Consider the following 24,446-nt stretch of genomic DNA (forward strand, 5'->3'; position numbering starts at 1 on the left):
GCCGAGGAGTTGCCGGACGGGCCCGTCTCCCGTCGGCCGCTCCGGCAGGGTCAGCGCGCGGTCTTGGGGTCGAAGGCGTCGCGGACCGAGTCGCCGAGCAGGTTGAAGGCGACGACGAAGATGACCATCGAGACGCCGGGGAAGAACATGTAGGTGATGTCGTTCTGCATCACCAGTTCCGTCGACGCCTTGGAGAACATCTGCCCCCAGTCGGGCGTCGGTTCGACGATGCCCACGCCCAGGTACGACAGACCCGCCTCGGCGGTCACGAAGTTGGGCAGCAGGTACGTCGACTGCACCAGCAGCGGGGTGACGATGTTCGGCAGGATCTCCTTGCGGATGATCCGCCACGGCGAGGCCCCGCTGACCTTGGCCGCCTCGATGAACTCCCGCTCGCGCAGGGCGAGTGCGGTGCCGCGCAGGATGCGCCCGAGACCCATCCAGCCCAGGAACCACTGGACGATGATCAGCGCGACCACCCGCACGTAGGTCGGTGTCTCGTCGCGCGGACTGACGAACAGGGAGACCACGACCGGCATGCTCGCGATGAAGAACAGCTGCGCGGGGAAGGCGAGCAGGAAGTCGATGATCCGGCCGATGAGGTAGTCGGTCCGGCCGCCGAGGTAGCCGGCCGCGACACCGAGCAGGATGCCGGTGACGACGACCGCGAGGGTGACGGCGACCGAGATCATCAGCGAGGTGCGGATGCCGTAGATCAGCTTGGTGAAGACGTCATACCCGTTGCCCGGTTCGAGCCCGAACCAGAACTGCCCGCTGATGCCGCCGTTGGGGTGCACCGGCACTCCGGCGCTGTCGAAGAGCTCCGGGCGCTCGTCCGCGTAGACCGTGTACGGGTTCTTGCCGTACACCTTGGCGATCAGCGGCGCTAAAGCGCCGATCAGGAAGAAGAAGCCCACCACGTAGGCCGAGATCACACCGGTGCGGTCACGCTTGAAGCGCGTCCACATCAGCTGGCCGGGGGACCGGCCCGTCAGCGCGGCGGCTTCACTCTTCGCCTTCGGCCCTGGTTCGCCGGAGACGACCGCGGTTCCGCCGCCCCCCATGTCGATAGGACTTGTCACGGTTCGTCCGTTTCACAGGTATGAGTGTGAATGGTGCCCGGGTACTCCGAGAACGCGCGAAACCAAAGGCGGACGCGCGTAGTTACGAGACCTGGTCACACGACGGGAATTGAAGAACCGATCCGTCTGCTGCTTACGACACCGCACATGGGTGTTCCTCCTCACGACTGCACGCGTTCACCTACAGGAGAGGGTTCTGGCCTTGCCTCCGACACCCCTGACGGAGGCTCAGGATCCCCCTGGTGCTCGTGAGTCGACGCAACTGTCCCCACAGTGCGTGACCCATTGACCCGAGCGCTACGCGGCTAACTATCTGACATGGGTGGAACCACCGACCACTGCCCGTAGATCTCGATTCAGTCACAGCTGGCGCCCAGACCTTTCAAAATCCGGACAAAGCGTTCGACGTAAGAAGGCGCGAAACGGACTTGTTACATGGGTATCGGGCAACGATCTCCGCATGTCGGACATACACCACTGGAAAACGGGTTGCAAAAAACCCGGGTCCCCCCACGTGGGGGGACCCGGGTTCAAGTGGCCCTGGATCAGCCGTGCTTGGCGCGGCTCGCGGCGCGGGCGCGCTCACGCTGGTCGAGGTTCACCTTGCGGATGCGAACGGCCTCCGGGGTCACCTCGACGCACTCGTCGTCACGGCAGAACTCCAGCGACTGCTCCAGCGACAGCTTGCGCGGCGGGACGATCGCCTCGAACGAGTCGGCCGAGGACGACCGCATGTTCGTGAGCTTCTTCTCCTTGGTGATGTTCACGTCCATGTCGTCGGCGCGCGAGTTCTCGCCGACGATCATGCCCTCGTACACCTCGGTGCCCGGGTCCACGAAGAGCACGCCGCGCTCCTGGAGGTTCGTCATCGCGAACGCGGTGACGGAGCCGGAGCGGTCGGCCACCAGCGAGCCGTTGTTACGGGTCGTGAGGGTGCCGAACCAGGGCTCGTGGCCCTCGTGGATGGAGTGCCCGATGCCCGTGCCACGGGTCTGGGTCAGGAACTCGGTACGGAAACCGATCAGACCGCGCGAGGGGACGACGAACTCCATGCGCACCCAGCCGGAGCCGTGGTTCGACATGTTGTCCATGCGGCCCTTGCGGACGCCCATGAGCTGGGTGACGGCGCCCATGTGCTCCTCGGGCACGTCGATCGTCATGCGCTCGACCGGCTCGTGGACCTTGCCGTCGATCTCCCGGGTGACGACCTGGGGCTTGCCGACGGTCAGCTCGTAGCCCTCGCGGCGCATCTGCTCGACGAGGATGGCGAGCGCCAGCTCACCGCGGCCCTGCACCTCCCAGGCGTCCGGGCGCTCGGTGTCCAGGACGCGCAGCGAGACGTTGCCGATCAGCTCGCGGTCCAGCCGGTCCTTGACCTGGCGGGCGGTGACCTTGCGGTCCTTGACCGCCGCCTTCGCGTCGGCGCCCTTGCCGGTGCCGCCACGGCCGACCAGCGGCGAGGTGTTGGTGCCGATGACCATGGAGATCGCCGGCTCGTCCACGGTGATCAGCGGCAGCGCGACCGGGTTCTCCGGGTCGGCCAGGGTCTCGCCGATCATGATGTCCGGGATACCGGCGACGGCGCAGATGTCACCCGGGGCGGCCACCTCGGCGGGCTTGCGGGTGAGCGCCTCGGTCATCATCAGCTCGGTGATGCGCACGTTGCTGATGGAGCCGTCGCGCTTGATCCAGGCCACGGTCTGGCCCTTGCGCAGCTCGCCCTGCTCGACGCGGAGCAGCGCGATACGGCCGAGGAAGTTGTCGGCGTCGAGGTTGGTGACGTGGGCCTGGAGCGGCGCGTCCTCCTCGTACGTCGGGGCCGGGATGTGCTCCAGGATCGTGGAGAAGAACGGCTCCAGGCTGTCGCTGTCGGCCGGGACGGTGCCGTCCTGCGGCTTGGTCAGCGAGGCGATGCCGTCACGGCCGCAGGCGTAGACGATCGGGAACTCGATCTGCTCCTCGTCCGCGTCCAGGTCGAGGAAGAGGTCGTACGTCTCGTTGACGACCTCGTCGATGCGGGCGTCCGGACGGTCCGTCTTGTTGATGCACAGGATGACGGGCAGGCGCTGCTGGAGCGCCTTGCGCAGCACGAAACGGGTCTGCGGCAGCGGGCCCTCGGAGGCGTCCACCAGCAGCACCACGCCGTCGACCATCGACAGACCGCGCTCGACCTCGCCACCGAAGTCGGCGTGGCCGGGGGTGTCGATGATGTTGATGGTGATGACCTCCCCGCCGTCCTTCGGGTGGTACTTGACCGCCGTGTTCTTGGCGAGGATCGTGATGCCCTTCTCACGCTCCAGGTCGTTCGAGTCCATCACCCGGTCGTCGACCTGGTCGAGCTGGTGGGCGGCGAACGCGCCGGCCTGCTTCAGCATGCCGTCGACGATGGTGGTCTTGCCATGGTCGACGTGAGCGACGATGGCAACGTTGCGGATGTCGTGGCGCGTGGCCATAGTGCGGCGAACTCCCGGAATGTGCGGAAGGCCCTCGGTGTGCGTCCGGTGTGACGCGGGCCCTGCCGGGCTTGACATGCCACGGCCTCACCCCATGTTACGTGTCCCCGGGCGGGGCGGCCTCCGCAGGGCCGGGGCGCCCTCAGCCGCGGGACGGGCTCGGCGAGACCTTCGCGCCCTTCTTCAGGAATCCGATGTCCTCGAACACCGGTGTCTGGAATCCGAACGCACCCGCGTTGACCAGATCCTTCCGCGCCCCCACGAGCTGCGGCCGCTGGTAGAGCGGGATCGAGCCGGCGGCGGCCCAGATACGGGTGTCGGCCTTGCGGATCAGGGACGTCGCCTCGTCCTCGTCCAGCGTCGTCGCCGCCTGTTCGAAGAGCTGGTCGACCTGGTCGGTGCCGACCCGCGTGTAGTTCTGCTCGACGTTCACCGAGCCGTCCGCGCCCGGCAGCGGCTTGGCGTAGATCGGCCGGGCGTCCGTCGCGGGGAAGGCGGAGGACGGCCAGGAGTACAGCGCGAGATCGAAGTCGCCCGCGGCGATGTGGTCCCTGAAGTAGCTCTCGTCGGACACCTTGGTGATCGTCGTGGTGATCCCGAGCCGGTCCAGCATCGCGGAGATCCGCGTGGCGACGGTGTTCAGCGTGTCCGAGCCGGGCCCGGACGGCAGCACGAAGCGGAGCGCGAGCGCCTTGCCGTCCTTGGCGAGCGGTCCGGCCTTGGCCCCGGCCGGTGCCGCCGTGCCCTTGGGGGCGTACGCGCCCGCCGCTCCCCCGTGCCGGCCCTCCTCCGCGAGGTGTCTGCCGCCGGCGTCACCCTTGTCGTCCTCGCCGACGACGTACTCGCCGTCCCGGCCGCCGTCCGACTTCTCCTCCCGGTCGCTCTCGGGCCCGGCCGCCTTCTGCCCCTTCTTCTGCTCCTTGACCGGCCCGCCGGGCACCCATCCGGCGTCCGCGAGCAGCGCCTGCGCCGCCTTGGTGTCCTGCGCGCCGAGCGCCCCGCTGTCGTCGGCGTACGCGAGCTGGCCGGACAGGGCGAGGTGGCTGCCGACGGGGACGGCGGGCAGGCCCAGCGGGGTGAGCACCAGGCGGGCGATCTCCTTGCGGTCCAGGGCGCGCGCGATGGCCCGGCGGACCCGCTCGTCGGTCAGCGGCCCGGAGGCGCCGTTGAGGGCGAGCTGGGTGTAGGCGGGCTCCAGGGACTTGCGGACGCCGAAGGCCTGGAGGGCCGTCTGCTGGTCGAGGTACTCGGTGATGGCCTGCGCGAGCTTCTTGCGGCCCGCCTTCACGTCGCCGGAGTCGAGCCCGTGGGCGCGCGCCCAGGAACGCAGCGTCGCCAGGGAGGTCTTCCCGCCGCCCTGCAACGGGGTCGCGGTGCCCTTCTCGCGCGCGGCGAGCCCAATCCGCTCGGCGTCGGCCGGGTCGAGGTCGGCGAGGTCCGCGCTGCCGTCGGCGAGCGCGCCGACCCGCTTGTCGCGGGGCACGGCGTGCAGCACGATCTGGTTCAGCTTGGCCGGTCTGCCCCACCAGCGGGGGTTGCGGGTGAGGACGACGTCCTGGGCGATGGTGTCGACCTTGTCCACCTTGAAGGGCCCGGCGCTGACGGCCAGCTTGCGGCGGGCGCCGTCGTTGAAGGCGTCCGGGGTGCCCATGACGTCCTTCGGGTACAGCGGGGAGAACAGCGACTTCCAGTCGGCGTAGGGGCGGGAGAAGGTGACCCGGACCTGGAGGTCGCTGGCGCCTCGCTCGATCTTCTCGATGCGGTCGTACCCGGCGTTGCGGGCGGTCCAGTAGGCGCTGTCCTTCCCGGCCAGGGCGCGCCACTGGGCGACGAAGTCGGCGGCGCCGATCTCCCGGCCGTCGCTCCACACGGCCTGCTGGTTCAGCTTGTACAGCACCACCTGGCGCGGCTCGGTCTCGATGACCTTGGCGGACTCCAGGTAGGCGGGGTTGACGACCGGGCGGCCCGTGGCGTCCATCCGGAACATGGACGGCAGCACGGCCTGGGCGACGCGGGTGGTGCCGGTGTCGGCGTCGGCCTGGAAGGTGTTCAGCGTCTCCGGCATGCCGTCCACGGCCCATTTCAGGGTGCCTCCGTCGGCCACCTGGCTGCGGGCGACCAGAGCGATGTCCTGCGCGGCGAGGGGCTTGGCCACGTCCTCGTCCGACCCACAGCCCCCGAGCAGCGGTACCGCGAGCGTGCCCGCGGTCAGGATGGCGGCCGAGCGCAGGAGCGCGCGCAGGCCGACGCCGTGGTGGGACATCTCTGCTACCTCCGGGGAGCCGTGAGCGATATGATCACGTTTGGCGGTATTTGGAGCTGATCAGATCTACGCGGCTACTGAAGAGGAAAGGATCCGTCAACCACGAGCGACACGGCGGCGACCGACGGCAAGCCCACCCGTGCGGCGCAAACACACCGGGACAAGCACCGCACGCCTGTCCAATCGATGCAGATCCCTTCACAGCACCAGGTGTGACGCGCAACACTCTCAGGCGCACGAGCAAGCCGCCCGGGACCCGCAGCATCCGCGGAAGCGAGGGCACATCATGTCCGTGTACGACGACCTGAACATGGTCCAGCGCAGCGTCGAAGACCTGCGGCGGTCGCTGGGCCGGCTGGAGCAGCAGCTCGGCGGCGGCCTGGAGGTGCGCCGGGCCCGCCTGGACGCCGACCACCTGCGCGAGAGCGTGGCGCTGCTGCGCGAGGCGGCCGCCACCCAGGGCTCCGCCCCCCGGCCCGACCTCGTCACCATCTCCGACGCGCCGTACGACCTCAGCCTGTGGACGGACGCGGACGACGAGGGCCTGGGCGCCCGTGACCGGCACGCCCCCTAGGGCGTTTTCCGGTCACAGCGCTGGATACGCCCCTGTTCCCTGAGCCGACCGGAGTGCTGTCTTGGCCACTGGCACGGAACACCGACCCGGCGGCGGTGGCGTGCGCGCCCCCGGGCGCGCCGCGATCGCCGCCGCCCATCTACGGACCGACCGCTGGTGGCTGGCACCCGCCTGCACGGCGGCCGGTCTGCTGGCCTTCGTCGTCTACTCGACCTGGCGGGCCTTCGCGAACGCCGACTACTACGCGTCGCCGTACGTCTCGCCGTTCTACTCACCCTGCCTGGCGCACAACTGCCAGTCCATGCGCGGCGGCCCGAACGCGGACCTCTTCGGCGGCTGGTGGGGCATCTCGCCGGCCATCATCATCCTGGTCTTTCCGCTGGGCTTCCGGCTGACCTGCTACTACTACCGCAAGGCGTACTACCGCGGCTTCTGGGCCTCCCCGCCCGCCTGCGCGGTGGCCGAGCCGCACCGGAAGTACACCGGCGAGACCCGCTTCCCGCTGATCCTCCAGAACGTCCACCGCTACTTCTTCTACGCGGCCCTGCTCGTCGCGGCCGTGCTGACCTACGACACCGCCCTGACCTTCCGCGACGACCACCACCGGTGGGGCCACATGGGCCTCGGCACCCTCGTCTTCCTCGCCAACATCGCGCTGATCTGGTCGTACACCCTCTCCTGCCACTCCTGCCGGCACATCGTCGGCGGCCAGCTCAAGCACTTCTCCCGGCATCCGGTGCGCTACCGGGCCTGGCGGTTCGTGAGCCGGCTCAACGCCCGGCACATGCAGCTCGCGTGGGCGTCGCTGCTCAGCGTGGCGCTCGCCGACTTCTACGTCTATCTGCTCGCGTCCGGTGTCTTCGACGATCCGAGGTTCTTCTGATGCCCGTGGTGGACCGCCAGGAGTGGGACGTCGTCGTGGTCGGTGCCGGGGGCGCCGGGCTGCGGGCCGCGATCGAGGCGCGCGAGCGGGGCGCCCGTACGGCGGTGATCTGCAAGTCGCTGTTCGGCAAGGCGCACACAGTGATGGCCGAGGGCGGCATCGCGGCGGCGATGGCCAACGCCAACGAGCACGACACCTGGCAGACGCACTTCCGCGACACCCTGCGCGGCGGCAAGTTCCTCAACCAGTGGCGGATGGCCGAGCTGCACGCGCAGGAGGCCCCGCAGCGGGTGTGGGAGCTGGAGACCTGGGGCGCGCTGTTCGACCGTACGAAGGACGGCCGGATCTCCCAGCGCAACTTCGGCGGCCACGAGTACCCGCGCCTCGCCCACGTCGGCGACCGCACCGGCCTGGAGCTGATCCGCACCCTCCAGCAGCGGATCGTCGCCTTGCAGCAGGAGGACCACGGGCGGACCGGGGACTACGAGTCGGACCTGAAGATCTATCAGGAGTGCACGGTCACCCGGGTGCTGAAGGACGGCTCACGCGTCTCGGGGGTCTTCGCGTACGACCGCGAGACCGGCCGCTTCTTCGTCCTGGAGGCACCCGCCGTGGTCCTCGCGACCGGCGGCATCGGCAAGTCCTTCCAGGTGACGTCGAACTCCTGGGAGTACACCGGCGACGGCCACGCGCTGGCGCTGCTCGCGGGGGCGCCGCTGCTGAACATGGAGTTCGTGCAGTTCCATCCCACGGGCATGGTCTGGCCGCCGTCGGTCAAGGGCATCCTCGTCACCGAGTCGGTGCGCGGCGACGGCGGGGTGCTGCGCGACGCCGGGGGCAGGCGGTTCATGTTCGACTACATCCCGGAGGTGTTCAAGGAGAAGTACGCCGAGTCGGAGCAAGAGGCCGACGGGTGGTACGAGGATCCGGAGCACCACCGCCGCCCGCCCGAGCTCCTCCCCCGCGACGAGGTCGCCCGGGCCATCAACGCGGAGGTGAAGGCGGGCCGGGGCTCCCCGCACGGCGGGGTCTTCCTGGACGTCTCCACCCGGATGCCGGCGGAGGTGATCCGGCGCCGGCTGCCGTCCATGTACCACCAGTTCAAGGAGCTGGCGGACGTCGACATCACGGCCGAGCCGATGGAGGTCGGGCCGACCTGCCACTACGTGATGGGCGGCATCGCCGTCGATTCCGACACGGCGGCGGCCCGCGGGGTGCCCGGCCTGTACGCGGCCGGCGAGGTGGCGGGCGGCATGCACGGCTCCAACCGGCTCGGCGGCAACTCGCTGTCCGACCTGCTGGTGTTCGGGCGGCGGGCGGGCCGGCACGCGGCCGGGTACGCGCGGGCCCTGGCGCGGGAGCGGCCGCGCGTGGACGCGGCCCAGGTCGACGCGGCCTCGGCGGAGGCCCTGCGCCCCTTCTCCCTCGGGGCCGGGGACGGGGACGGGGCGGGCGCCCCGGAGAACCCGTACGCCGTGCACCAGGAACTCCAGCGGACCATGAACGACCTGGTCGGCATCATCCGCCGCGCGGACGAGATGGAACAGGCCCTGGCCAGGCTCGCCGAACTGCGGGAGCGCGCCCGGCGGGCCGGCATCGAGGGCCACCGCCAGTTCAACCCGGGCTGGCACCTCGCCCTGGACCTGCGGAACATGCTGCTGGTCAGCGAGTGCGTGGCGCGGGCGGCGCGGGAGCGGACGGAGTCGCGCGGCGGGCACACGCGGGAGGACTTCCCGGCGATGGAGCGGGAGTGGCGCAACGTCAACCTGCTGTGCACACTCTCCGACTCCGCCGACGGGCGGATCCGGCTGACCCGGCAGACCACTCCCCCCATCCGCCCCGACCTGCTCGCCCTGTTCGAGAAGGAGGAGCTGGCGAAGTACCTCACCGACGAGGAGCTGGAAGGGGAGCTGTCCGAATGAGCGGCTACGAGGCCCGCTTCAAGGTGTGGCGGGGCGATGAACAGGGCGGCGAGCTGCGGGACTTCACGGTCGAGGTCAACGACGGCGAAGTGGTCCTGGACATCATCCACCGCCTCCAGGCGACCCAGGCGCCGGATCTGGCGGTGCGCTGGAACTGCAAGGCGGGCAAGTGCGGTTCGTGCTCGGCGGAGATCAACGGCCGCCCCCGGCTGATGTGCATGACCCGCATGTCGGCCTTCGACCGCGCGGAGACCATCACGGTGACCCCGCTGCGCGCCTTCCCGGTGATCCGCGACCTGGTGACGGACGTGAGCTTCAACTACGAGAAGGCACGGCGGATCCCGGCGTTCGTGCCGCCCGCGGGGCTGGCCCCCGGCGAGTACCGGATGTCCCAGGAGGACGTGGACCGCTCGCAGGAGTTCCGCAAGTGCATCGAGTGCTTCCTGTGCCAGAACACCTGCCACGTGGTGCGCGACCACGAGGACAACAAACAGGCGTTCGCGGGCCCGCGCTTCCTGATGCGCGTCGCGGAACTGGACATGCACCCGCTGGACGCGGCGGAGCGCTCCGGCCTGGACCGGGCGCGCACCGCCCAGGAGGAACACGGCCTCGGCTACTGCAACATCACCAAGTGCTGCACCGAGGTCTGCCCCGAGGACATCAAGATCACGGACAACGCCCTGATCCCGCTGAAGGAACGGGCCGTAGACCGCAAGTACGACCCGCTGGTCTGGCTGGGCTCGAAGATCCGCAGGCGTCCCGCATAGCCGCGCGGTGGCTCACCCCACCCAGTCCTCCCGGTACGCCCGCCAGTCCGCCTCGGTGGCGGCGAAGTCGACGTACAGGGCGACGCCGAAGCGGGCGCGGTGGGAGTCGGTCCGGGACAGTCCGAGGCGCACGCCCCGCACCGCGGCCGGGACGGTCTCCGCGCGGGCCCGGTGCCCGAACCGGTTCTCGTGGTAGAAGGGCAGGCCCATGAGGAGGTGGGTGGAATCGGGGGTGACCTCCAGGGCGAGGCTGGTCTGCTGGGCGACGTAGCCGCCGTACAGGCTCGGCAGCGGCTGCATGGTGTCGTACGACATCACCGCGATCTGGTCCACCCGGCGGGCCACCTGCCCGAAGTAGGCCTGCGACCACCACTTGGGATGCCCGGTGGTCGCGCCCCAGAAGGAGTGGAAGCCCGGGAGGGGGTCGATCTGGTGGGCGGCGACGGAGAGCAGCGCGTGGTGGGACCGGGTGAGGGCGTGCAGGTCGTCGAGGAGGGCCAGGTAGTCGCGGTCGCCCGAGTGCAGCGGCTCCAGGTCGAAGTGCGCGCCCTGGAAGCCCGCGGCGAGAATCCGCCGCGTGGAGGCGAGGACCGCGGCCCGGGTCGCGGGGCGCTCCAGGCGCAGTCCCTTGGGCCCCTCGGTCGCGAGCACGTCCCCGAGCCAGGCCTGCACCCGGACGCCGGGCAGTTCCCGGTGCAGGGCGCCGATCAGCCAACCGGCCTTCGGGTAGGCCGAGTCGGGCAGCGTCCCGTCGTCCTCCAGGGGCCCGGAGTGCACGTACAGATCCCTGACGCCGGTCTTCCGCAGCCGGCTCGCGAGGTCCTCGACGTCCTTCTCCGTCTTCCGCCCGTCCACCCAGGCATGCCCCAGCCAGAGCGCGTCCTGACCCCGGCTGCGGGTGCCGGCGGCGAGGTCGCCGGAGTAGTTGACGCGCAGGGCGCCTTCGGCGGTGAGGAGGGCGAGGACCAGCAGCAGGAGGGTCAGTCCGAGGGCGACGAGGGCGCGGCGCAGGACGCGGCGGGTCCTGGGGCGGCCCGGGGCGGGGTGGTCGCCGCCGGGGGCCGCGTCCTCGGCGGGCCGCTCCGCGTCCGCCGCCCCCGGACCGGTTTCCGGACCGGTTTCCGGACCGGCTTCCGGACCGGCTTCCGGACCGGCTTCCGGATCGGCTTCCGCCGCCGGCTCGCCGCCCGCTCCGGGGCCCTTCACCGGTTCGGTCTCCGCGTCCATTCCGTCTCCCTGTCCGCCTGGTCCCCCACCCGTATCCGCCCCACTCGCGGCGCGGTCGGCTCCCCCATACGCTCCGAAATGTGACGTCCTCCCTGTTCCGGGGCCGCCCCCGGTGTGCCAAGGCGCACATACGGGTGCGGGTGACGCATGCCGTGGTGGGTGCCCTGGTGGGGGCCGGGTGGCTGATGTTGCCGTTGATGACGGTCACCACGAGCCCCCCGGTTCCCGCCGCCCCCGCCGGACCAGGGGCCGGACCGGTGGCCGGCTCTGCGGCGGGGCCGGGCGGCGCGTCCACGGCGGACTTCGTGCTCCCCCTCGTCGCCGTGGCCGCGGCGGTGGTCCTGGCGGCCTACGGCTACCTGCGCCGCGTGCGCCGCGCCCGGACCCGTACGACACCGGGCACCATGCCGGGCCGGCCGTCGCCCCCGACGCTCACCGACGCCGAGCGCCAGGCGGGGATCGCGCTGGTGCTGGCCGACGACTGTGTGCGCGCGAGCGCGGAGGAACTGTCGTTCGTGCGGGAGGAGTTCGCGGGCGGGGCGGGCGGGACGGACGGTTTCGCGCGGGCCCTGCGGGGGGCGGAGGCCGAGCTGGCGGTGGCGTTCGCGATGTGGCGCGGGTACGAGCAGGGGTTGCCCGAGGGGGCGGCGGCGCGGCGGCAGACGCTGGCCGGGGTGGTCGGGCGGTGTGCGGAGGCGGGGCGGCGGCTGGACGCCGAGGCCGCGGCCCTGGACCAGGCGCGGGGGCTGGAGGGGCCGGGGGCCGGCGCGGCGCTGGAAGTGGCGGAGGGGCGGTTCCGGGGGCTGGCGGTACGGACGGTGGCCGCCCACGGGACCCTGACGGCGCTGCGGGAGCGGTACGCGTCCTCGGCCACCGACTCGGTCACCGGCTCGGTCGAACAGGCCAAGGACCGCCTGCTGTTCGCCACCGCCTGCCTCAACGAGGCCCGCCAGTGCGTCGACGCGGCCGACGGCGACCGCGCGGCCCGGAACCTGCGGGCCGGCGAGGGCGCCATCGCCCAGGCCGAGGTTCTGGTGAGCGGCGTGGAGCGGCTCGGCGCCCGGCTGCGGGAGGCCGCGGCGCTGGTACCGGCGGCGCTGACCGGCGCGGAGGCCGAGCTGGCGGCGGCCCGGCACGGGCGGTCCCGCGCGCGCCTGGCCACGGGTGAGCTGGCTGCCCGGCTGGCCCACGCGGACGGCGTACTGGCCGCCGTGCGGGAGGAGTTGACCGGCGCGCTCCCCCACGACCCGCTGGACGCCCTGCGCCGGATCACCCGCGCCGTCGACCGGCTGGACCTCGGCCGCTCCGGGGTACTGGGCACGGCGGCGCTCCTCGTCGCCCAGGCCACGCTCGACTCGGCCGACGACTTCGTCACGGTGCACCGGGGCGCCGTGGGCCCGCGCGCCCGCGCCCGTCTGTCGCAGGCGGCCCGCGCGCTGGCCACCGGCACCGTCTTCGAGGCCGACACGGCCGCCCGTGAGGCCCGCGACCTCGCCGAACGCGATGTCCGCGCCCACGGCACGCCCTACGCCGGCAGCGCCGCGGCCGGTCTGCCCGGCGCCGTGCTCGGCGGCGTCCTCCTCGCCGAGGAGCCCGACGCGGGCCCGCCGGCCGGCTTCGGCGGCCCGGCGACCAGGGGGCGGCGACGCCTGTCGGCACCTTGAGGGCGCGTTGAGGACGCCTTGAGAGCGCTTTGCGGGCGCCGTGCGCCGGAAGCGGGGCGGGCCGGTGGGCGCAGGCCGTCAGAACAGGCTCAGCAGTGCCTCCGCCGGGTCCGCGAGCACCGACTCCGCTCCCGGCAAGGGCAGTTCGAACCACACCGTCTTGCCTCGTGGGGTCCGCCGGGAGCCCCACGCCGCGCTGAGCAACTGCACGAGCTGCAAACCGCGGCCCCCCTCGTCGGTGTCCCGGGCCCGCCGCCGCCGGGGCTGCACCAGCCCGCCGTCCCACACCTCGCACACCAGCGTCCGGTCCAGCAGCAGCCGTAGCCTGATCTCCCCCTCGCCGTACCGCAGCGCGTTGGTGACCAGCTCGCTGACCAGCAGCTCCGTCGTGTCGACGAGCGCGTCCAGCCCCCAGCCGAGGAGCTGTGCGCGGGCGTGTTCCCGCGCCCGGCCCACGCTGCGCGGCTCCCGGGGCAGCGTCCAGTCGCCGACGGACTCCGCCGGCAGCCCCTGCACCCGGGCCATCAGCAGCGCGATGTCGTCCTCGCCGTGGTGCGTGTCGAGGGTGTTGAGCACGTGGTCGCACACGTCCTCCAGCGGCTGCGCCGGATCGGTGAGCGCGCCGACGAGGGCGTGCAGCCCCTCGTCCAGGGGGTGGTCCCGGGACTCGACCAGTCCGTCCGTGTACAGCGCGAGCAGCGAGCCCTCGGGGAGTTCGACCTCCACCTCCTCGAAGGGCTCGCCACCCACCCCGAGCGGCATGCCGGGCGGCACGTCCAGCATCAGCGCGGACTCTCCCGGTTCGACCAGCACCGGCGGCAGATGGCCGGCGTTGGCGAACGTGCACCGCCGGGTCACCGAGTCGTACACGGCGTACACGCACGTCGCGAGGTACACCTCCGACAGGTCGGCATCCCTGGGCTGGCGCGCCGTACGGGTCGCCTGCTGCACGCCTCCCGGGGTGCCGAGTCCCCGCGCGATCTCGTCCAACGCGGACAGCACCTCGGCCGGTTCGAGGTCGAGCAGCGCCAAGGTGCGTACCGCGGTGCGGAGTTCGCCCATCGCGACCGCCGCCCGCAGGCCGCGCCCCATTACGTCGCCCACCACCAACGCCGTGCGGTGGCCGGGCAGTTCGATGACGTCGAACCAGTCGCCGCCCACCTCGGTCGCCGCGTTGCCGGGCAGGTAACGGCAGGCGATGTCCAGGCCGGACGCCTCGGGATCGCCGGGCGGCAGCAGGGAGCGCTGGAGGATCAGCGCCCGTTCGTGCTCGCGGCGGTACAGCCGCGCGTTGTCGATGCAGACCGCGGCGCGCGCGGCCAGTTCCACCGCGAGGTCCCGGTCCCGGTCGCCGAACGGCTCGCTGCCCTTGGTGCGTGCGAACCGCACGAGCCCCACCACGGTGTCGTGCGCGACCATCGGCACGGCGAGGGTGGACTGGACCAGGCTGCCCTCCTCGGCCGGCACCGCCCGCGGCCGTGCGGTGCGCAGGGCGTCCGCGCAGGGGGAGCTGAAGGGGAAGTGGTGGACGGCGCCCACCTTGACGGTCTCGGTGACGCGGCCGACGGGCGCGTCCGCGACGGCGCTGGCGATCGCGACCCGGCGCAGCTCGGCGCTGCCGTCGGCCATCCCGGGCGGGGTCTCGTCGCCGGTCAGCAGCCCCTGGTAGAGGTCGACGGTGGCGAGGTCGCAGAAGCCGGGGACGACGACGTCGAGGAGTTCGCGCGCCGTGGTCTCCAGGTCCAGCGAGTTGCCGATCCGGGCCCCGGCCTCGTTGAGCAGCGCCAGGTTGCGCCGGGCGGCGGCGGCCTCCCGGGCGGCGGCGCGGCGGGAGGTGACGTCGGTGGCGAGCCAGGCGACGCCGATGGGCCGGCCGCTGCCGCTGTGCACGCGATAGAGGTTCACCGACCAGTGCCGGCGCTCCTCGGCACCCGGGACATGGCCGGTGACGTGCATGTCGGTGATGGGCTCGCCGCTCTCCAGCACCCGCCGCAGGGTCGCCGAGACCCGCTCGGCCTCGCCGCGGGGCAGGTAGTCGAACACTCCCTTGCCGCGGTGGTCGTCCGGGGTGCCGCCGAAGACGGAGGCGAACCGCTGGTTGACGCGGCGCACCCGCAGGTCGAAGTCGATCAGCAGGAAGCCGAAGGGGGATTGTCCGAATATCGCCTGGGACGCGGCGAGATCGGTCTCGATCCTCCGTAGGGTGCGGACGTCCACGACGATGCAGACGGCGGCCTTCTCGCCCTCCGCGGTGCGGGTGGGCATCACATAGACCTCGGCCAGGCCGTCCGCGCCGCGCCCGCCCTCCGGGGGATCCGGCATCCGGAAGGGCACGACCCCGGTCCACTCGCGCCCGTCGAGGATCTCGGCCATCTTGCGCTGACCCTGTTCCCGCAGGTCGGGGTCGATGAACGCCACTATGGGATCCATGCCCACGGCGCACGCGGCGGGGATGCCGAAGAGCTGCTCGGCGCGCAGGCTCCACTGGTCCACCAGGCCGCCGGGGCCGATGGAGAAGGAGGCCACCTTTATGTAGTCGTACATGGAGCCGGGCGGACTGCTCTGCCACAGGGCGCCACCAGGCGCCGCCGCACTCGCGGCGGTCTGATCCCTCGCGCCGTCCGACGGGTCCTCGGACTCCGTGGCCTTCGCTGGTATCTCGCTCACGCGAACCGTCCCCTCCAGCTCACCGCGCCCGGCACCGGTCACCGGGGGCGGCTGCCCGAAGTATCCAGCACTACGGCGCCGCGCGACACGGTGTTCACGATCACAGCTCGGTCCAGACGTTTTTCGGACCGCTCCGCGACAACACTTCCACTCTTCTAACCAGGGAACACGCCCCCGAATCACACACTCCGGACCCGTCTGCGTGCCGGGGTCACGGGGGTGGACCGTACGGCGGCCGATGTACACCCCCTCCGCCCCTTCGGGCGCCCCTGCGTCACCCCGGGCACCCCCGCGCCACCCCAGTGCGCCCCCGCACCGTCACCCCGGTACGGCCAGCTCGAACCAGACGGTCTTTCCGCTCGCGCCGGGCCGGGTGCCCCAGCGGCGGGAGGACCCGGCCAGCAGTTGCAGGCCGCGCCCGCTCTCGTCCTCGGGCCGGGCGATCCGCTCGCGCGGAGGGTCGGGAAGCGGGTCGGAGACCTCCACCAGGAGGGAGTCGTCGGCGCCGACGGGCCGTACGAGCCGTACACCGATGGGGCCTGCGGCGTAGCGCAGCGAGTTGGTGACCAGCTCGCTCACCAGCAGCGCGGCGAGATCGGCGACACAGTCGAGGTCCCAGCCGTGCAACTGGCCGCGGACGGCGGCGCGGGCGCTGCGCACGGCGCCGGGATCCGCGGGGAAGGTCCACTCGGCGCAGTCACCATCGGTGTCGATCACGCCGATCACTTCCCAGGCCGCGAGCTGTCCGGTTTCGTGGGGTTAATGGGCCCATACCCGATAAGCGATGGCCATTACCGTCCGGACAGCCGTGTGGGTCGAACGGCGTACGCGGGTCAGCGCATCGGCGTCAGGCGGCGCGCGCCGAGGCGCTTTTCAGCGCGCCTCCGCCCCCAGCCGCCCCGCGACCTCCCGCACCGCCGGCACGTCCTGCTCCAGCCACGGCACGTCCCACAGCCCGGCCGGGGCCAGCCAGCGCAGCTCGTCGTGGTCCTGGAGGGGCCGGGGCGCGGGCGAGCCGGGGCGCAGCCGGGCGGTCCACACCCACAGGACGTACGGCTCCCGCAGGGGCCACTGGCCGGGTACGCGCTCCACCGTCTCGGCGTCGACGCCGAGTTCCTCGCGCAGTTCGCGGACCAGGGCGTCCTCGGGCCGCTCCCCCGGCTCGACCTTGCCGCCGGGCAGTTCCCAGCGTCCGGCCAGGTCGGCGGGGGCGCTGCGGCGCGCGGCGAGCAGGCGGCCGCCGTCGAGCAGGGCGGCGCCCACCACCACGGTCCGTTCCGTCATGGGCGTCATGCAGCGGAGCCTACGGGAGACCCCGGGCACGGGTGCCGCCGGTCAGCCGCGGCCGCCCTCCCCGTGCTGTCCGATGCGCTCGACCATGTAGAGCTGCTTGTGCCCCCGGTCCTCGAAGCTGTCGGCGATCTTCTGTGCCTCTGCCTGGGTCGCGTACCGGCCGACGCGGTACCGATTGCCGTTGTCGTCCTGCCGTATGACGATCCAGGGCAGGGAAACCGTGCCCTCACTCATGGTCCGCTCCGCCCCCATCGCGCCCTTCACTCTCTTTGGCATCACGGGACCCCCATCCCGTCCCGGGCCCGCGCCGGGCCCCGCCTAAGGAAACCGCAATACGCATATGCCCGAGCGTACGCCCAACCTTTACGCAGCGAATACGCCTTTTCACAAAGAGGTACGCATCGAGCCAGAACGCCGGGGGCGCACGAGCACGAATGCGCCCTCGGGGAGAAAACCGGGCGCATTTCCGGGAATCGGCACCCACCTGCGAAGACAGCCGGACGGCAGGACCGGCCGTGCAAGGGGGGCGGCGGCCCCCCGGCGCATCCGCCTCCCGCGCAAGCCCGGGGTGTGCGCTACCTCACTCCGTGGAGTACGGCCCTCACCGCACCGGCAGGTGGTACGCCACCCGGTACCGGTCCGCCGGGATCACCACGTCCGCGGTCTCCACCGGCCGCCCGGAGGCGAAGTACGTGCGCTGGACGACCAGGACGACATGACCGGGAACCCCGCCGAGGAGGTGGAGTTCCTCGGCGAGACCGGGGCGCGCGCCGACCTCCTCGGTGACGTTGTCCACGATCACGTCGATGGCCCGCATGCGCTCGGCCACGCCCATCCCGCCGAGCGGCCCCTCCTCGGGCAGCATGACCGGGGTGCGGCCGGTGACGGCGAGGGGCTCCCAGGAGGTGGAGAGCATCATCGGCTCACCGGCCTCGCGGAACAGGTACTTGGTGCGCATGACCCGCTCGCCGGTCTCGATCCCGAGCCGCTCGGCGATCGCGGCACCGGCCTCGGCCTGCTCGCTGCTGGACTCCCAGGTGCCGCGCACCGAGGCGTCGGCCTGCTCCTGCCTGAAGGGCGTGGCACCGCCGCTGGGCCGGTAGCCGGAACGGGACACCCGGCGGGGCACGGGCCGTTCGCGCACGTACGTCCCCGAGCCGGAGCGGCCCTCGACCAGGCCCTCGGCCATCAGGACCTTGCGGGCCTCCAGGGCGACGGTGTCCGAGACGCCGTACTCCTCGCGGATGCGGGCCTGGGAGGGGAGCCGGGTGTGGGGGGGCAGTGAACCGTCGACGATCTTCTTGCGGAGATCACCCGCGACACGCAAGTACGCCGGCTGCTCACCGAAAGTCACTGGCCGCTCCCATCAGGCTGTACAGACAGCAACAGCGTGGCAACCCTGGGTTGAGCCGTGCAAGCAAAGGCCAGAGAATCACTCGAAGTGATGACATCCGGCCGGGGAGGCCATCACTCAGCCCTTTCTCCCCCGCTCTCGCACCCCTTCACACCTGACCGGTCCCCTGGACAACTCCGGCCGCCCGACCGGCAGTCCAGGAGCACCGGTACCGTGCCTCTCACGACTTGTCGCAGGTAAGCGGGACACAGGGGGCGGAATTGAAGGTGGAGAACCGGGTCGACGGCGCCGTCGTACGCGCGGTGAACGGACTCACCACACGGTGGGGCACCACCGCACGGGGCGGCACGGTGTTCTCCGCGGCCGGAGTCTGGCCCCTGCTGGCCCTCCTCGCCGACGGCGCGGCGGGCCCCGCCCGGCAGGAACTGGCCGACGCGCTCGGCGTGCCCGCGGACCAGGCGGCCGCCACCGCGCGGGAGTTGCTCGCGGCCCTCGGCTCGGTGTCCGGCCTCGACGCGGCGCTCGGCCTGTGGACGCACCACGGACTGCTGCTGCGCGAGGAGTGGCGGGCCGAACTGCCCGCCGGCTCGCACGGCGTGTTCGGCGACGACCTCGTCACCGCGCGGGAACGGCTGGACCACTGGGCGGCCGAGCGGACCGGCGGCCTGGTCGAGCGGATGCCGGTGACGCTGAACCGGCAGACGCGGATGGTGCTGGCCGGCGCGCTCGCCCTGCACACCACCTGGCGCCAGCCCTTCACCGAGCAGCCGCTCACCCCGCAGGCGGGCCCCTGGCAGGGCCGTACCCTGCGCGGCCTGCACCGGCGGAGCGTGCGGCCGGACCGGGTCGGCGTGGCGGGCACCGCGGACGGCTTCGTCACCGCCCTGACGGTCCCCGGCGACAACGGGATCGACGTGCATCTCGTGCTCGGCGAGGAGCGGATGACGCCGGGTCAGGTCATCGCCTCGGGCGTGGCGGTGGCGGAGCGCGCGCTCGCCCTCACACCGGGCGGCGCCCTGCCGTACGGCGAGGCCGGCCCTGGACTGCGGATCGAGCGGGAGCCGGCCGTCACGCCGGAGCCGACGTCACTGGACGTGCGGACGGTGGCGTACGAGGTGCGCGCGGACCACGATCTGCTGGCCCACCCGGACCTGTTCGGGCTCCGGACGGCGACGGACGCGCGGTTCGGCCACTTCCCCGGGGTGAGCGCCCATCCGCTGGCCCTCTCGGAGGCCCGTCAGTCGGCCGTGACCCGGTTCGGCGCGCTCGGCTTCCGCGCGGCGGCGGTGACGGCCGTGGCGGCGGCGCCCGGCGGCGCCCGGCCCGAGTACCGCTACGAGACCACGGTGGTCCGCGTGGCCTTCGACCGCCCCTTCGCCTTCCTCGCCGTCGACCGCGACTCGCGCCTGGTGCTGCTGGCGGGCTGGGTGACCGACCCGGCGCCGTACCAGGCGCCGGGTTACGCGGGCGGTGCCGGGCGTCCTACCCCCGGGCGCCCGTGAGGGTCAGCAGCGCGTCCCAGGTGCTCGCCTGGCTCAGGTGCTCCTCCGTGGCGAACAGGTAGCGCCAGGTGCCGAAGTCCCCGCGCCCGGTGACCTCCTTCGCCCAGGCCTCGGCCGCGGCCTTCTTGGCGAGCACCGGCGCGCTGGCCGCCTCCGCGTTCGACTTGCCCTCGACGAGCCACTGGGTGCCGTCCTCGCCGAGGGCGATGAAGTCCGGGAAGTACCGCGTGCCGTTGTCCAGTTGGAGGTACGTGCCGCTGGGCGACTCCAGCCGCAGCCACCACGCCACCTTGGGGCTGACGTCCATCAGCCGCGCCAGCTTGACCTCGGTCGACAGCGCGTCGAAGCGCACGACCGGCAGGACCGAGCAGTCCCAGCCGGTGTAGCCCATGCCCCGGATCACCTTGTCGGTGATCGCCAGCTGGGGCATGGTCCGGCCGGGCCACGGCTGGGCGGGCGGCGGCAGCTTCACCTTCACGAGCTCGTGCTCGACCGCCGCGAGCTTCTGCTTGAAACTGGCGACGACGAGCCGCTCCAGCTGGGTCAGGGCCAGCTCCGCGCGGGCCTCGCCCCAGGGCGTGCCGTCCGCCGCGTCCTTCTCGACCGCCGCGTCCAGGAAGGTCCGCACGATCGCCTCGGCGGCCTCGACCTCGTCGGCCGTGAGCTTGAGCTGCGGCAGGTTGAGGATCCGCTCCTCAAGGTCCTCCCTGACCTTCGCGAGCGGCCAGCTGCTCTGCGTCCCCGTGGCCGACTTCTGGTCCTGCACCTGGACGCTGAGGCCGCCGTCCAGCGCGTGCGACGCGGTCAGCGCCTTGCGCTTCAGCTCGACCTCTATCTCGTACTTGAACTGCCTGCCCTTCTCCGCGACGGCCTCGGCGCTCACGAAGGACAGGCTGTAGGTGTCCGGCTTCTCCAGCAGGCGCCGGCTCGGGAAGACGATGCCCGGGGCGCCGTCCACCGGCCGCATGACCCGCTCGATCTGCTCCTTCTCGGTCCCGGCCTCGGCGAGCCGGCCCGCCATGTCGGCGATGCCGAGGTAGACGGCCTCGGAGGTCTCGCCGTCGAACCCGCCGTCGCGGACCGGGGCGTCGGCGGTGAACGCCAGCATGCCCTGGGTCTCGGTCTCGTGGTAGGCGGGGAGCGCGGCCGCACCTCCGGCCGCGGCCGGGGCCTCCGCACCGGCCCCCGGAGCGTCCTGGCCGGTTCCCGGCGTACCCGCCGTGTCCGCCGTACCCGCCGTGTCCGCCGTACCCGTCGTACCCGACGACGCGCCCGGTGTCCCGCTCTTCGCGGACCGCTGCGGGAGCGTGTGCTCCAGCAAAGCCTCCTTGGACTCCAGCAGCCGCCGGTACGACTCGTGGGCGATGATGTCGACGCAGTCGACCATCGAGAACCCGACCCGCTCCCCGTACGGCAGGCGCAGGCCGCGGCCGAGGATCTGCTCGGTGAGGGTCTGGGAGGCGAGGGCCCGCCGGGCCACGATCACGCTGATGTTCTTGACGTCCCAGCCCTCCTTCAGCATGTCGACGGAGACCACGGCCCGCACCGGCGAGTCGGGCTCCTCGATGCCGGCCAGGGCTTCGAGCGCGTCCTCCTTGCTGCCCGAGGTGATCCGCAGCACCGCGCCCGGCTCGTCGATGAACCCGGGCCCGGCCAGGATCCCGGCGGTCTCGGTGGCCTCCTCGATGCTCTGGCAGACCACGAAGAGCACGGGGTTGACCATGGGCCGCCCGTTGCGCTCCGCCCACTGTCTGGTGGTCTCCTCCTTGACCTTGCGCAGGTGGCAGGCGTCGGCCAGCTGGGTGCGGATGTCGGTGTGCCCGTCCTCGCGGTAGACGATGACGGGGATCTTGACCAGCTCGTCCGCGATGGCCTCGGCGAGGGAGTACTGGAAGACCACCCGGCCCGGCACCCTGCGGTCCGTCTCGTCCGGGGTCGCCGTCAGCCCGACGAGCGCCCTCGGCTCCAGGTCCCGTACCGCCTCGTGGAACCGCTTCGCCTCGCTCCGGTACACATGGTGCTCGTCGGCGATGACCACGAGGTCGTCCACCGAGCGCAGGTGGTCGTACAGCGCGGTGCCGATGAACTCGTCGGTGAGATAGGTGGCGCGCGAGGCCTTCGCGGTCGGCTTGGTCAGCAGCTGGACGTTGAAGATGAAGACCTTGAGCGCGTCCGCGTCGTGCATGGCGTCGCCGACCCGGCCGCCCGCGTAGTTCTCGGGGGTGATGACGAGGGGCTCATGGGTGGCGCCGGGCACGAACTTGGGGTGGCCGGGCGTGAAGTTGGCGACGGTCTTGCGCTGGATGGTCCGGCCGGGCGTGACGATGAGGATGTTGCGCACGCCCTGGTCGGCGAGGTAGTCGATGAGCGCCCGGCAGATGTACGTCTTGCCGACGCCGGTCGCCAGGTCGCAGACGACCTCCCGGCCATCCCCCGGCTGGATCTCCTCGACGACCCTGGCCACGGCACGGCGGTTGGGGTCCCGCAGGGCCATGCGGGTCGCGAGGTCCTCGATCGCCGCCTGGTCGTATGTGATCCAGCTCAACGCAGCACACGTCCCTTCATGTCCAGCAGGTCCTGGGGGGCCTTCTTGATCCGCGAACCGGGGCTGAGCCGCTCCAGGAGGCTCGCCGCCTCCCGCAGATGGCTCTTGCCGACGATGAGCACCCGCTCGTCCTCGTGCAGCGCGGCCACGACGGACCGCACGGTGTGCTCGGAGACCAGCCCGTCGACCACCGCGAGCCGCTGGCGGCCCTTGCCGCCGACGAAGGGCGGCTCGGCCTCCGGGTCCAGCTCGAAGCCCGGTAGCTGCGCGCAGGCGGCCGCCGCGAAGGCGTCGCCCTCGACCCAGGGCGCGAGCAGCACCCGGCGCCCGAGCCGCTCGTACATGGACGGGGCGACCTCCAGGCGGCGGAATCCGCCGCCCTTCTCCCAGCCGGTGGTCTCGGAGACGCCGCCGGCGTCCTCGCCCTCGACCACCTTGCGCAGGCGCGGGAGGACGTAGCGCTCCACGGTGTCCGGCTGCCGCTCGACCGTCACCCAGCGGCGGCCCGTCTTGTGGGCGACGGCCGCGGTGGTGCCGGAGCCGGCGAAGCAGTCGAGGACGATGTCGCCGGGGTCGGAGGCGATGGAGATGATGCGGTGCAGCAGCCGCTCGGGCTTCGGGGTGCTGAAGGCGGCGGCCCGGCCGAAGAGCGCGGCGCTCTCCTTGGCGGCCTCCTCCGTGTGCCCGGTCTCCTGGTGGGTCCACCAGGTGTTCGGCACGATTCCCGGCGCCTCGGAGAGGAACTGTTTCACCCGGGGCACGCCCAGCCCGTTCGCCCCGAAGTAGACGCGGCCGTCCGCCAGGAGCCGCTCGAAGGCGTCCCGCGTGGTGCGCCAGCAGCGGCCGCTCGGCGGGACGTGCGTCTTCCCCGAAGGGGCGACGATCTCGTAGGAGAGATTCGGCCTCAGATTGGGCGCGCTGAAGGAGATGGAGCGCCACGGGCCGCGCGGGTCGCCGTCGGGATTGGCGTAGTCACCGGCCTGCTCGGGCTGGAGGGGCAGTTTGTTGCGCACCGCCCGGAACCGGGCCGCGTTCTTGGCGTACACCAGGATGTAGTCGTGGGACGTGGAGAACACGGCGTCGTTGGAGCGGGAGTGGCGCCGCTGCCAGACCACGGTGGAGATGAAGTTGGACCGGCCGAAGATCTCGTCCAGCAGGACCTTGCAGTACGCCATTTCCGTGTCGTCGAGTTCCAGCCACAGGCTTCCCTCGTCGGCCAGCAGGTCCCGGATGAGCAGCAGCCGGTCGCGCATCATCGTGAGCCAGATGGAGTGCTCGAGCCCGTCGTCGTACTGCTCGAAGGTCAGTCCCGTGTTGAACGGGGGGTCGATGTAGACGAGCTTGACCTTGCCCCGGTACTCGTCGGCGAACTCCGGGAGCCGGGTGAGCGACCTGAGGGCCTCGGCGCTGTCGCCGGTGATCAGCAGGTTGTCCCGGGCCCGCGCGCGGTCCTCGCGCACCTCGCCCACGGTGGACACGTCGGTCAGCAGGCGCGTCTCGGTCACCCGGGCGTCGTCGCGGTCGACCCATTCGTAGCCGCCGCCCTGGGTGCTGACGAGCGACCTGTCCTTGTTGACCCAGGACAGGCTGAGGCGCCCCGAGGTGCCCATGCTTCTTCCTCCAACTGTCGTGACATCCGGAAGCGTACCGACGGGGACTGACAACGCGGTCCACGCGGCCCGGCATGGGCTTTCCATCTGCGAAGATATGGCTTCACCCAGGTTAGACGCCCACCGGGCCGTCCGGCCGGTCCCGGCCCGCGTCCCGCTCGCGCGCGGGGCGGATCTCCAGCCTCGGGAGCGCGTCCACGATCCGCGTCGTCTCCTCCAGGCCGACCGCCGTCCCCCGGTCTTCGGGATCCTCGTCTCGGTGAGGGCGGGCTCGCCGCACCTGTCCGTCGTGGAAACGATCATCCGCCGGGCGAAGGCACCGTTCCCGGACACCGTGAAGAAGGAGTCGATTCGCCTCCGCGGCCGTGGCCGTCACCCTGGTCCTGGTCCGCCTGCTGACCCGCCGCCGCACCCGCTGACCGCAACCGAAGAGGCTCCCGTGCCGGCACGGGAGCCTCTTCGGTTCCCTTTGCGGCTTCGAGAACACCGACGGATCCCTGAACGCAGAAAACCCCCGCACCAGAAGTGCGGGGGTTTCCCCAAACATTGTTCGGCGGCGTCCTACTCTCCCACAGGGTCCCCCCTGCAGTACCATCGGCGCTGAAAGGCTTAGCTTCCGGGTTCGGAATGTAACCGGGCG

18 protein-coding genes and 1 rRNA gene are annotated in these 24,446 nt (G+C 71.9%); 6 read left to right on the forward strand and 13 right to left on the reverse strand.

All coding sequences use genetic code 11. The features are described 5' to 3' along the window. Nucleotides 1–50 precede the first annotated feature (50 nt). The 3 genes from AB0927_RS32425 to AB0927_RS32435 form a co-directional block, all read right to left on the reverse strand. Nucleotides 51–1,082 carry an ABC transporter permease gene (locus tag AB0927_RS32425; protein WP_366671356.1) on the reverse strand — a complete coding sequence of 344 codons (1,032 nt, stop codon included), beginning with the start codon at nucleotides 1,080–1,082 and terminating at the stop codon, nucleotides 51–53. A 545-nt stretch (nucleotides 1,083–1,627) separates the two neighbouring features. Then, nucleotides 1,628–3,535 (reverse strand): translational GTPase TypA, encoded by a 1,908-nt coding sequence (gene typA, locus AB0927_RS32430; RefSeq protein ID WP_366671357.1) that lies wholly within the window; start codon nucleotides 3,533–3,535, stop codon nucleotides 1,628–1,630. Nucleotides 3,536–3,677: 142 nt separating this feature from the next. Next, nucleotides 3,678–5,798, reverse strand: a complete 2,121-nt coding sequence (locus tag AB0927_RS32435) for an ABC transporter family substrate-binding protein (RefSeq protein WP_366671358.1) — start codon at nucleotides 5,796–5,798, stop codon at nucleotides 3,678–3,680. Between the two features lie 286 nt (nucleotides 5,799–6,084). Between AB0927_RS32435 and AB0927_RS32440 the strand changes: the two genes are divergently transcribed. The 4 genes from AB0927_RS32440 to AB0927_RS32455 all read left to right on the forward strand — a co-directional run bounded on the left by AB0927_RS32440 (nucleotide 6,085) and on the right by AB0927_RS32455 (nucleotide 9,944). Beyond that, complete coding sequence (locus tag AB0927_RS32440; RefSeq protein WP_366671359.1) at nucleotides 6,085–6,372, forward strand: hypothetical protein; 288 nt, start codon at nucleotides 6,085–6,087, stop codon at nucleotides 6,370–6,372. Nucleotides 6,373–6,433: 61 nt separating this feature from the next. Next, entirely contained in the window at nucleotides 6,434–7,255 is an 822-nt protein-coding gene (locus AB0927_RS32445) for a hypothetical protein (protein WP_366671360.1), read from the forward strand. After that, the gene (locus AB0927_RS32450; protein ID WP_366671361.1) at nucleotides 7,255–9,177 is read left to right on the forward strand and encodes a fumarate reductase/succinate dehydrogenase flavoprotein subunit; all 1,923 of its coding nucleotides are present in this window, start codon (nucleotides 7,255–7,257) and stop codon (nucleotides 9,175–9,177) included. Before AB0927_RS32445 ends, AB0927_RS32450 begins: the two co-directional genes overlap by 1 nt. Then, the gene (locus AB0927_RS32455) at nucleotides 9,174–9,944 is read left to right on the forward strand and encodes a succinate dehydrogenase/fumarate reductase iron-sulfur subunit (protein WP_366671362.1); all 771 of its coding nucleotides are present in this window, start codon (nucleotides 9,174–9,176) and stop codon (nucleotides 9,942–9,944) included. The genes AB0927_RS32450 and AB0927_RS32455 overlap by 4 nt, the downstream gene beginning before the upstream one ends. Nucleotides 9,945–9,956: 12 nt before the next feature. Here AB0927_RS32455 and AB0927_RS32460 read toward each other — a convergent pair whose 3' ends face one another. Next, entirely contained in the window at nucleotides 9,957–11,171 is a 1,215-nt protein-coding gene (locus tag AB0927_RS32460) for a hypothetical protein (RefSeq protein WP_366671363.1), read from the reverse strand. Nucleotides 11,172–11,251: 80 nt separating this feature from the next. Between AB0927_RS32460 and AB0927_RS32465 the strand changes: the two genes are divergently transcribed. After that, entirely contained in the window at nucleotides 11,252–12,835 is a 1,584-nt protein-coding gene (locus tag AB0927_RS32465; RefSeq protein ID WP_366671364.1) for a hypothetical protein, read from the forward strand. 78 nt (nucleotides 12,836–12,913) lie between these two features. Here AB0927_RS32465 and AB0927_RS32470 read toward each other — a convergent pair whose 3' ends face one another. From AB0927_RS32470 to AB0927_RS32490, 5 genes are all read right to left on the reverse strand, one after another. Then, complete coding sequence (locus AB0927_RS32470) at nucleotides 12,914–15,502, reverse strand: SpoIIE family protein phosphatase (RefSeq protein WP_366671365.1); 2,589 nt, start codon at nucleotides 15,500–15,502, stop codon at nucleotides 12,914–12,916. 318 nt (nucleotides 15,503–15,820) lie between these two features. After that, entirely contained in the window at nucleotides 15,821–16,228 is a 408-nt protein-coding gene (locus AB0927_RS32475; protein WP_366671366.1) for an ATP-binding protein, read from the reverse strand. A 147-nt stretch (nucleotides 16,229–16,375) separates the two neighbouring features. Continuing rightward, a complete protein-coding gene (locus AB0927_RS32480) occupies nucleotides 16,376–16,786 on the reverse strand; it encodes a (deoxy)nucleoside triphosphate pyrophosphohydrolase (RefSeq protein WP_366671377.1) in 411 nt (136 codons plus the stop codon). A 51-nt stretch (nucleotides 16,787–16,837) separates the two neighbouring features. Next, nucleotides 16,838–17,029: an SPOR domain-containing protein gene (locus AB0927_RS32485; RefSeq protein WP_366671367.1), complete on the reverse strand. Its 192-nt coding sequence runs from the start codon at nucleotides 17,027–17,029 to the stop codon at nucleotides 16,838–16,840. Nucleotides 17,030–17,396: 367 nt separating this feature from the next. Beyond that, nucleotides 17,397–18,149, reverse strand: coding sequence for a GntR family transcriptional regulator (locus tag AB0927_RS32490; protein ID WP_366671368.1), 753 nt, complete (start codon nucleotides 18,147–18,149; stop codon nucleotides 17,397–17,399). Nucleotides 18,150–18,409: 260 nt separating this feature from the next. On the opposite strand from AB0927_RS32490, the gene AB0927_RS32495 reads away from it, so the two are divergent. After that, complete coding sequence (locus AB0927_RS32495) at nucleotides 18,410–19,651, forward strand: serpin family protein (protein ID WP_366671369.1); 1,242 nt, start codon at nucleotides 18,410–18,412, stop codon at nucleotides 19,649–19,651. Here the strand turns inward: AB0927_RS32495 and AB0927_RS32500 are convergent. The 4 genes from AB0927_RS32500 to rrf all read right to left on the reverse strand — a co-directional run. Next, nucleotides 19,632–22,196 carry a DEAD/DEAH box helicase family protein gene (locus tag AB0927_RS32500; RefSeq protein WP_366671370.1) on the reverse strand — a complete coding sequence of 855 codons (2,565 nt, stop codon included), beginning with the start codon at nucleotides 22,194–22,196 and terminating at the stop codon, nucleotides 19,632–19,634. The two genes, AB0927_RS32495 and AB0927_RS32500, sit on opposite strands and share 20 nt — an antisense overlap. Further along, nucleotides 22,193–23,806 (reverse strand): site-specific DNA-methyltransferase, encoded by a 1,614-nt coding sequence (locus AB0927_RS32505; RefSeq protein WP_366671371.1) that lies wholly within the window; start codon nucleotides 23,804–23,806, stop codon nucleotides 22,193–22,195. The genes AB0927_RS32500 and AB0927_RS32505 overlap by 4 nt, the downstream gene beginning before the upstream one ends. A gap of 112 nt (nucleotides 23,807–23,918) precedes the next feature. After that, nucleotides 23,919–24,086: a hypothetical protein gene (locus AB0927_RS32510; protein ID WP_366671372.1), complete on the reverse strand. Its 168-nt coding sequence runs from the start codon at nucleotides 24,084–24,086 to the stop codon at nucleotides 23,919–23,921. A gap of 268 nt (nucleotides 24,087–24,354) precedes the next feature. Further along, a 5S ribosomal RNA gene (gene rrf, locus AB0927_RS32515) occupies nucleotides 24,355–24,446 on the reverse strand; the annotation flags it as partial.

Origin of the sequence: Streptomyces sp. NPDC048106, from assembly GCF_040706415.1 — a bacterium.
GTDB lineage: Bacteria > Actinomycetota > Actinomycetes > Streptomycetales > Streptomycetaceae > Streptomyces.

Coding starts and splice junctions, on each gene's coding strand:
- AB0927_RS32435 (WP_366671358.1), bottom strand. CDS start 5,798: ATGTCCCACCACGGCGTCGGCCTGCGCGCGCTCCTGCGCTCGGCCGCC.
- AB0927_RS32485 (WP_366671367.1), bottom strand. CDS start 17,029: ATGAGTGAGGGCACGGTTTCCCTGCCCTGGATCGTCATACGGCAGGAC.
- AB0927_RS32440 (WP_366671359.1), top strand. CDS start 6,085: ATGTCCGTGTACGACGACCTGAACATGGTCCAGCGCAGCGTCGAAGAC.
- typA (WP_366671357.1), bottom strand. CDS start 3,535: ATGGCCACGCGCCACGACATCCGCAACGTTGCCATCGTCGCTCACGTC.
- AB0927_RS32455 (WP_366671362.1), top strand. CDS start 9,174: ATGAGCGGCTACGAGGCCCGCTTCAAGGTGTGGCGGGGCGATGAACAG.
- AB0927_RS32505 (WP_366671371.1), bottom strand. CDS start 23,806: ATGGGCACCTCGGGGCGCCTCAGCCTGTCCTGGGTCAACAAGGACAGG.
- AB0927_RS32480 (WP_366671377.1), bottom strand. CDS start 16,786: ATGACGGAACGGACCGTGGTGGTGGGCGCCGCCCTGCTCGACGGCGGC.
- AB0927_RS32460 (WP_366671363.1), bottom strand. CDS start 11,171: ATGGACGCGGAGACCGAACCGGTGAAGGGCCCCGGAGCGGGCGGCGAG.
- AB0927_RS32450 (WP_366671361.1), top strand. CDS start 7,255: ATGCCCGTGGTGGACCGCCAGGAGTGGGACGTCGTCGTGGTCGGTGCC.